This window comes from Mitsuokella apri (assembly GCF_051886055.1).
Lineage (GTDB): Bacteria > Bacillota > Negativicutes > Selenomonadales > Selenomonadaceae > Mitsuokella.
Genome location: NZ_JBJEXT010000033.1, coordinates 140,700 through 149,389, shown reverse-complemented (window position 1 = coordinate 149,389; position 8,690 = coordinate 140,700). Strand labels below are relative to the sequence as shown.

Genomic DNA, 8,690 nt, shown 5'->3' with positions numbered 1-8,690 from the left:
GCTGGGTAGCTGCGTCCGGAAGGGATAAACGCTGAAAGCATCTAAGCGTGAAGCCCGTCCCGAGATGAAGTATCTCATAGCGTAAGCTAGTAAGACACCTTGAAGAAGACAAGGTTGATAGGGTAGATGTGGAAGTCCTGTAAGGGATGAAGCTGACTACTACTAATATGTCGAGGGCTTAACTAGAAAAGCTAAAATGTCAGTGCAAAGAATTTCTTCTGTATAGTTTTGAGTGTGCATACACTCAGAAATAGAATATCCGGTGATGATGCCTGAATGGTTCCACCTGTTCCCATACCGAACACAGTAGTTAAGCATTCAGAGGCCGAAAGTACTTGTCTGGAGACGGGCTGGGAGGATAGGAAATTGCCGGTTAAGCAGAGGCTCCGCTGTGGCGGGGCCTTTTTTGTGCCTATTATTTCAGGACTACTAGAAAAGCCCCTTTCACTCTTCATAGTGAAAGGGGCTTTTGCATATGCCGGTGATGTGATATCAATGACGGTTGCGGCGTGCCAGCACGCGCAGAACCTTAGCGCCGGTATTGTGAATCTTGCGCAACGGCGCCACACGCGTCTTGACTTTGGGACGGATGTCCTTCGCTGAACCAAAGTCACCGCGCTTCAGGAGCGTCGTCTTCGTCTTGTCCGGCTTGAAGAAATCGCGCATATCCTTGGCGATGCGTTCTGGCTCGGCATTTTCCTGACAGAGGAAAATGTCGATGGCGACGTATTTGAGCTCTGTGTAGATATGCAGTACCATATGTCCCTCGCGGAACAGCGTCATGATGGCATAATGCGTATCGGTCAGGTGCTCTGAACACTCCGAGATTTTATGCAGGGCAAAATGCTCGGGAATTTCTTTGGTGTATTCTTTGATTTGGTCAATGTCTTTGAGTTTGCTGTTCTTGCAATTGAAGAGATCGACCGTCAGATGACGTGCTAAAATTTTCATGAAATCGATTGCTCCCTCATATTTTTATGATTCCAGACTTCATTATAGAGGATATGAACCTGCTTCGTCAAATTTTTACCGTGGATTCTTTCTGATTTTTTTCGGTTTCTTTCCATATATAGAAAGACCGATAAAGAAGAACGCGGCAATCGTAAAGGCAGCGACGCTCGTCGTCTGCGCGCTCGTGAAGAGGCCGAAGACTTTCTCGGTATAATCTCCGCGCAGGAACTCGAGACCGAAGCGTACAAGGCTGTAGAGCATGACGTAAAGAGCAAAGCACTGGCCTTTGGCATGATTGGTCGTGCGGAACAGCAGCAGCAGGGCGAAGACGACGACATCGAGCTGGCCCTCCCAGACTTCAGCAGGCCAGAGCGGCTGGTCGCCGTAGGTGAGATGGGCAAGGGTAGTCGACGGATAAATGATGCCGAAGGACGAACCCGTAGGGGCACCAAACGCATCGCCATTCAACAGATTGGCACAGCGGCCAAGGGCCTGGCCAAGAATGATGGCCGGGGCAAGTACATCCATGAGATGCACTGTGTCGATATGGTGGCGCTGGCAGTACCAGACGCCTGTGAGCACGCCGAGAAAGACGCCGCCTTGGATGGCCATGCCGCCCTGCCAGACGTTGAAGAGCTCCGTCAGGTGATGGCCGTAGTAATCCCAGTCAAAGAAAAAGACATCCCAGAGTCGCGCTCCCAAAAGACCGGCCACACCGCAGTAAATGCCGAGGTCGACGATGTACTTCTCATAGCCGCGGCCATCAGCCTTGGCAAGGAAATAGCCAACTCCTGTGGCGAGAATAATGGAAAGCGAAAGTACGAGACCGTAGGCCCGTATGGGGAAGTCCCCAATGTAAAAAAGATACTGATGCATGAGTAACCTTCCTTTATTTCGTATATTCTTTTTTCATTTTGAAACAATTTCCATTATAATCCAAATGCCAGATATTGAGAAGAGAGGTTCAGGGAAATAGTATTTGAAATATGTCTATCCCTGTGGTACAATAAATCCTGTTAACATGTAAATGCATTGATGGAGAGAGTAGTCTGCAGAGAAGGCGGAAGCGAACCGGGGCTGGTGTGAGCCGGGCGTCAGTACAGGCAGATGAAGATCACTCTGGAGCAGCGGACTGAAACAGAAGTAGGTCTTGCCGGCATCCCCCCGTTACGGGACAGCGCATGGTGGTGCGTGGAAATAGGTGGTTATCCTGTAGGTAAATTGGCCTGCATCCTATTTGGGTGCAGGCTTTTTATATGTGAGGAGGCATTCTGTTTGTATAAGAAAGTAGATACGAACCTGAACTTCGTGGAACGCGAGAAGGAAGTCCGCAAGTTCTGGAAAGAGCACAATATCGCGCAGAAGGCAATCGACCAGCGCGAAGGCTGTGATACGTTCACGTTTTACGATGGTCCGCCGACGGCTAACGGCAAGCCGCATATCGGTCACGTTTTGACGCGTGTCATCAAGGATATGCTGCCGCGCTTTGCTTCGATGAAGGGCAAGAAAGTCCTCAGAAAAGCTGGTTGGGATACGCATGGTCTGCCTGTCGAGCTCGAAGTCGAGAAACAGATTGGCATCAACGGCAAGGACCAAATTGAAGCCTATGGCATCGAGCCGTTCATCAAGAAATGCCGCGAGTCCGTTTGGAAGTATAAGGGCATGTGGGAAGAGTTCTCCGATGTCGTTGGCTTCTGGGCCGACATGGAGCATCCGTACATCACGTACGAGAACGATTTCATCGAATCCGAATGGTGGGCACTCAAGGAAATCTGGAAGAAGGGCCTGCTCTATGAAGGCTATAAAGTCGTCCCGTACTGCCCGCGCTGCGGCACGCCGCTTTCTTCGCACGAAGTAGCACAGGGCTATAAGGACGTTACGGAGCGTTCGGCTATGGTTGAGTTCCAGGCCAAAGATGACGACGCCTGCTTCCTCGCCTGGACGACGACGCCTTGGACGCTGCCGTCGAACCTCGCACTCTGCGTCAATCCGGAGGTCGATTATGTCAAGGTCCAGGTCGGCGATAAGAAGTACATTCTCGCCGAAGCTCTGGTCGACAAAGTCTTTGAAGGTGTCGAAGGCGAACGCAAGGTCCTTGCAAAGTACAAGGGCAAAGACCTTGAGTTCCGTGAGTATGAGCCGCTTTATCCGTATGCTGTTGAAAAAGTCAAGAATCAGAAGGGCAAGAAGGCCTTCATCGTAACGTGCGATGATTATGTCACGACGGAAGACGGCACGGGCATTGTTCATATGGCCCCGGCTTACGGCGAAGACGATAACCGCGTCTGCCAGAAATATGGCGTGGCCTTTGTCAACCTCGTCAACAGCAAGGGCGAGCTCACGGCTGATACGGATTGGCCTGGCATGTTTGTCAAGAAGGCAGACCCGCTGATTCTCGCAGACCTCGAGAAAAAAGGCAAACTTTTCAAGGCACCGGAATTCACGCACAGCTACCCGCACTGCTGGCGCTGCGATACACCGCTGCTTTACTATTCGTTCCCGACCTGGTTCATCAAGATGACGGCTGTCAAGGATGAGCTCGTGGCCAACAATAAGACGGTAAACTGGATTCCAAAATCCATTGGCGAAGGCCGTTTTGGCAACTGGCTCGAGCATGTACAGGACTGGGGCCTCTCGCGCAACCGCTACTGGGGCACGCCGCTGCCGGTCTGGCAGTGTGAATGCGGCCATCAGCATGTCATCGGCTCGATTGAAGAACTCAAGTCGATGAGCTCGAACTGCCCGGATGACATCGAGCTGCACCGTCCGTACATCGATAAAGTCACGATTAAATGCCCGGAATGCGGCAAAGAGATGCACCGCGTCAAGGAAGTCATCGACTGCTGGTTCGATTCGGGCTCGATGCCGTTTGCCCAGTGGCATTATCCGTTCGAGAATCAGGATATCTTCAAGAAGCGTTTCCCGGCAGACTTCATTTCGGAAGCGGTTGACCAGACGCGTGGCTGGTTCTATTCGCTGATTGCCATCTCGACGCTGCTGTTCCATAAAGCGCCGTACCGCAATGTCATCGTCCTCGGCCATGTCCAGGATAAGGAAGGCCGCAAGATGTCGAAGTCGAAGGGCAATGCCGTCGACCCGATGGAAGCACTGCAGAAGCACGGTGCCGATGCCATCCGCTGGTATTTCTACGAGAACAGCGCACCGTGGCTGCCAAATCGCTTCCACGATGATGCCGTGCAGGAAGGTCAGCGCAAGTTCATGGGCACGCTCTGGAATACGTATGCCTTCTTCGTGCTTTATGCGAATATCGACAACTTCGATGCGACGAAGTATACGCTCGATTACGATAAACTGCCGGTCATGGATAAATGGTGCCTCTCGCGCCTCAATACGATGGTCAAGAATGTCGACTATGACCTTTCGAATTACCGCGTCACGGAAGCGGCCAAGGCCCTTGAGCAGTTCGTCGATGAACTCTCGAACTGGTATGTCCGCCGCAGCCGCAGCCGTTTCTGGGCCAAGGGCATGGAGCAGGATAAGATCAATGCCTACATGACGCTTTATACGGCCCTCGTCACGACGGCCAAGGCCGCTGCGCCGATGATCCCGTTCATGACGGAATCCATTTACCGCAATCTCGTCTGCAGCATCGACAAGAACGCTCCGGAATCCGTCCATCTCTGCGACTTCCCGAAAGTCAATGAGGCCCATATCGATGCAGAGCTTGAGAAGAACATGGGCGAGGTCCTCGAAATCGTCGTGCTTGGCCGTGCTGCGCGCAATGAGGCCAATATCAAGAACCGTCAGCCGATTGGCAGGATGTATGTCAAGGCACCAGTCGTCCTGCCTGACTTCTACAAGGAAATCGTCGAGGAAGAACTCAATGTCAAGGAAGTTGTCTTCAAGGATGATATGGAAGCTTATCTGACGTACAGCTTCAAGCCGCAGTTCCGCGTTCTCGGACCGAAAGTCGGCAAGAAGATGGGCGCAATCCAGAAAGCTCTGAAGGCAGTCAATGGCCATAAAGCGAAGGAAGAGCTCGATACGACGGGCAAACTCGTCGTCGCTCTGCCGGACGGCGATGTGACGCTCCTGCCTGAGGATGTCGAAGTCACGATGGCACAGACGGATGGCTACAACTGCCAGCGTTACAATGGTGTGACGATTGCCCTCGAGACGACGCTTTCGGAAGAACTTCTCGAAGAAGGCTTTGTGCGTGAAATCATCAGCAAGGTGCAGACCATGCGCAAGGAAAATGGCTATGAAGTCACGGACCATATTACAGTCGGTCTTAAAGGCAATGAGAAACTCGAAGGACTTGTCAAGAAGAATGAACAGTTCCTCAAGGACATCACGCTGGCTGATAACGTTACGTACGATGAGACGTCCGGACATGAAAAAGAGTGGAATATCAACGGTGAGACGGTAACGCTTTCCGTCGAGTAAATTTCAGCTCTTCTGTCTGAACTTGATTCAACGAAGAATCCCTTTCCTGCTTGGAGAAGGGATTCTTTTTTTAGAGGAGACGGAAAAGAAGGAAAAAAGCTTTCTGAGCGCGAACAATATGAACAATATAAAGGTATATGCAAACAGCCAAATAAAAAGTGGGGGCAGGTGATAACGATTTATATGGAAAATATGGAAGAAAAGAAACAGGAAGCGCAGGCAGCTCAGGTAAAACAGAAATCACATACACATGTATTGCCAGATGGTACAATAGTAACGCATGCACATGGTCATGCGCACAGCCATACCCAGACGAAGGCAGTGCTTAACCGCATGGCGCGGCTCATCGGTCATCTCGAATCGATTAAGCATATGATTGAAGAGGGCAGGGACTGCAGTGAAGTCCTTGTACAGCTTTCTGCTGTTGACAGTGCAATAAAAGGGGTCAGCCGCATTATACTCAAAGACCATCTTGAACACTGTATTGTCGATGCGGTGCGTGATAATGACCAGCGGGCATTAGAGCAGCTCAATGAGGCCATTGACCGCTTCATTAAGTAAAAAGATAAAATATAAAAACAGCGGCTGCTTTGTGATTCAGTCACGGTTTTTATTTTGCAAATCATATATGCTAGGAATGTATAATGATTTGATATAGTATGTATAATTTTATAACACAGAGAGCAAAAGGCTCGGCTGTGATAGAGCAGGAGGTTTTCCCATGGCACAGAATACGAAGCTTGTTATCAGTCAGGTCATGATGCCGAGCCAGACGAATCCGAATGGCAACGTTCATGGCGGTGAGATCATGAAGATGATGGACTCGACGGCATATGCCGTGACACGCCGTTATGCGCGTTCGAATGTCGTCACTGCACGCGTGGATGAATTGGAATTCCATTCCCCAATCCTCATTGGCGATTTGGTAACCTGCACGGCAGAAATCGTCTTCGTCGGTCACAGTTCGATGGAAGTTGCCGTCACCGTTGACGTTGAGGATCTTGATGTTGAAAGCAAGCCGCAGCGTGCGCTCACGGCCTATTTCACAATGGTCGCACTGGACCGCAACTCGCGCCCGAAAGCTGTGCCGCCGCTCATCATCGATACGGAAGAAGCAAAGAAGGCCTTTGAAGATGGCCGCCGCCGCTATGAGGCTCATAAGGCACGCAAACGCCAGCAGCGCGAAGAAGAAAAAAAGCGCGCACAGGCCAATAAAACCCTGCGTGAGCCGGAAGATAATAAATAAGGCATAAAAAAACTTTACACTTTTACATAAAAACACTTGCAAAATATATTTCTCTGTGCTATTCTAGTATCCAACACAGGGAAATGCGTTGCAGAGGAATAGTAAGGATTCTGGGACTCATAGAGAGCTGTCGGCTGGTGTAAGACAGCAGCAAAGGAATCTGGAACTCGCCTTGAAGCAGCCCGCTGAACGTGTATGGATATACAAATGTATTTTAGCCGTGCACCATTAGGCAGGGACGGAGCCTGACCGTTAAAGCAGGAGGATTTGCTAGAATCCGTAGAGGTACTCCGCAAGGAGTATGAATTTGAGTGGTAACACGCAGGTACAGCCCTTCGTCTCATCAGACGAGGGGCTTTTCTATTTGGGGAGGTTTTGTCAAATGATGAATTATCAGAAGTACAGCAAAGGTTATTTTATGCCGCCGGAGATTGACTTGGAATGGGCAAAGAAGGATGCCCCGGACCATGCGCCGATTTGGTGCAGTGTGGATCTGCGCGATGGCAACCAGTCGCTGGTCATTCCGATGAGTCTCGATGAGAAGCTGGAATTCTACAAGATGCTCCTCAAAGTCGGTTTTAAAGAAATTGAAGTCGGTTTCCCGGCTGCTTCGGAGACGGAATATGAGTTCCTGCGCCGCCTGGTCGAGGATGACCTGATTCCGGATGATGTGACGATTCAGGTACTCACACAGGCTCGTGAACACATCATCCGCAAGACGTTTGATGCTTTGAAGGGCGTCAAGAACGCTATCGTCCATGTCTACAATTCGACATCGGTTGCGCAGCGCCAGCAGGTTTTCCGCAAGGACAAGGAACAGATCAAGCAGATGGCCATCGATGGAGCCAAGCTTTTGCAGGAACTCACGGAAGAAGCTGGAGCAAACTACCGCTTTGAATATTCGCCGGAATCCTTTACGGGTACAGAACCTGAGTATGCTTTGGAAGTCTGCAACGCGGTTCTTGATGTCTGGAAGCCAACGGCTGACCGCAAAGCCATCATCAACCTGCCGGCCACGGTCGAGATGAGCATGCCTCATGTCTTTGCCATGCAGGTTGCCTACATGAACAAACATCTCAAATACCGCGACAATGTCGTTCTTTCCCTGCATCCTCATAATGACCGCGGCTGCGGTGTTGCCGATACGGAGATGGGCATCCTCGCCGGTGCAGACCGCGTGGAAGGCACGCTGTTCGGCAATGGTGAACGCACGGGCAATGTTGATATCATCACGGTCGCTATGAATATGTTTGCCCTCGGCGTCGATCCGGAACTTGATTTCTCGAATATGCCGGAGCTCGTTGAGATGTACGAACGCGTTACGCGCATGCATGTTTCGCCGCGTCAGCCGTATGCCGGTGAACTCGTATTTGCTGCTTTCTCCGGTTCTCATCAGGATGCCATTGCCAAGGGCATGCACTGGAAGGACGAAAAGAATCCAGACAAATGGACGCTGCCGTACCTCTACATCGACCCGAAGGATGTCGGCCGTCAGTATGATGGCGATGTCATCCGCATCAACAGCCAGTCCGGCAAGGGCGGTGTCGGCTTCATCATGGAGCAGAAATACGGCATCGATATGCCAAAGAAAATGCGTGAGGACTTTGGCTACTGCGTCAAGGGCGTTTCGGACCACAAGCATAAGGAACTCATGCCGGATGAGATTTATCAGATCTTCCAGGATGAGTACGTCAATGTCGATTCTCCGTACAAGCTCAATGACTTCCTGCTTCAGAAGGAACCGGACGGCACGCGCAAGGGCACGGTCGATATCTTCGTCAACGGTGAGCCCAAGACTTTCCTCGCACGCGGCAACGGCCGTCTCGATGCCGTCTCGAATGCCCTGCAGGCCAACCTTGATATCAGCTACAAGGACCTGACGTACAGCGAGCATGCGTTGGAAATCGGTCAGAACAGCCGTGCCATGGCTTATATCGGCATCACGAATGACGATGGCCACATCACCTGGGGTGCCGGCATGGATACGGATATCATTACGGCGTCCATTCAGGCTCTGATTAGTGCGATCAACCGCATGAAGGCTGGCAAATAAAACAGCATATCCTGAAAATAGAATCTTATGCAG

Annotated in this window: 6 protein-coding genes, 2 rRNA genes and 1 other annotated feature; of the genes, 6 read left to right on the top strand and 2 right to left on the bottom strand. The window is 51.0% G+C overall.

The genetic code is table 11. The annotated features are described in order from the left end of the window. Together ACI4OH_RS04545 and rrf are read left to right on the top strand one after the other, a co-directional pair. Positions 1–186: ribosomal RNA gene (locus tag ACI4OH_RS04545) — 23S ribosomal RNA — on the top strand; the annotation flags it as partial. A gap of 72 nt (positions 187–258) precedes the next feature. Beyond that, positions 259–375, top strand: a 5S ribosomal RNA gene (gene rrf, locus ACI4OH_RS04540). A 117-nt stretch (positions 376–492) separates the two neighbouring features. Here rrf and ACI4OH_RS04535 read toward each other — a convergent pair. Together ACI4OH_RS04535 and lgt are read right to left on the bottom strand one after the other, a co-directional pair. Further along, positions 493–951 carry an S-adenosylmethionine decarboxylase family protein gene (locus ACI4OH_RS04535; RefSeq protein ID WP_295631084.1) on the bottom strand — a complete coding sequence of 153 codons (459 nt, stop codon included), beginning with the start codon at positions 949–951 and terminating at the stop codon, positions 493–495. 75 nt (positions 952–1,026) lie between these two features. Further along, positions 1,027–1,827, bottom strand: a complete 801-nt coding sequence (gene lgt, locus ACI4OH_RS04530) for a prolipoprotein diacylglyceryl transferase (protein WP_435721255.1) — start codon at positions 1,825–1,827, stop codon at positions 1,027–1,029. A 399-nt stretch (positions 1,828–2,226) separates the two neighbouring features. Here lgt and ileS point away from each other — a divergent pair, with 399 nt between their 5' ends. The 4 genes from ileS (at position 2,227) to ACI4OH_RS04510 (ending at position 8,657) form a co-directional block, all read left to right on the top strand. After that, positions 2,227–5,358, top strand: coding sequence for an isoleucine--tRNA ligase (gene ileS, locus ACI4OH_RS04525; RefSeq protein WP_435721256.1), 3,132 nt, complete (start codon positions 2,227–2,229; stop codon positions 5,356–5,358). Positions 5,359–5,541: 183 nt separating this feature from the next. Beyond that, complete coding sequence (locus ACI4OH_RS04520) at positions 5,542–5,919, top strand: metal-sensing transcriptional repressor (RefSeq protein WP_439784245.1); 378 nt, start codon at positions 5,542–5,544, stop codon at positions 5,917–5,919. A 160-nt stretch (positions 5,920–6,079) separates the two neighbouring features. Next, positions 6,080–6,604 (top strand): acyl-CoA thioesterase, encoded by a 525-nt coding sequence (locus ACI4OH_RS04515; protein WP_432647334.1) that lies wholly within the window; start codon positions 6,080–6,082, stop codon positions 6,602–6,604. A 79-nt stretch (positions 6,605–6,683) separates the two neighbouring features. Then, positions 6,684–6,950: a binding site (T-box leader), on the top strand. 39 nt (positions 6,951–6,989) lie between these two features. Continuing rightward, positions 6,990–8,657: a 2-isopropylmalate synthase gene (locus tag ACI4OH_RS04510; protein ID WP_435721417.1), complete on the top strand. Its 1,668-nt coding sequence runs from the start codon at positions 6,990–6,992 to the stop codon at positions 8,655–8,657. Positions 8,658–8,690 lie beyond the last annotated feature (33 nt).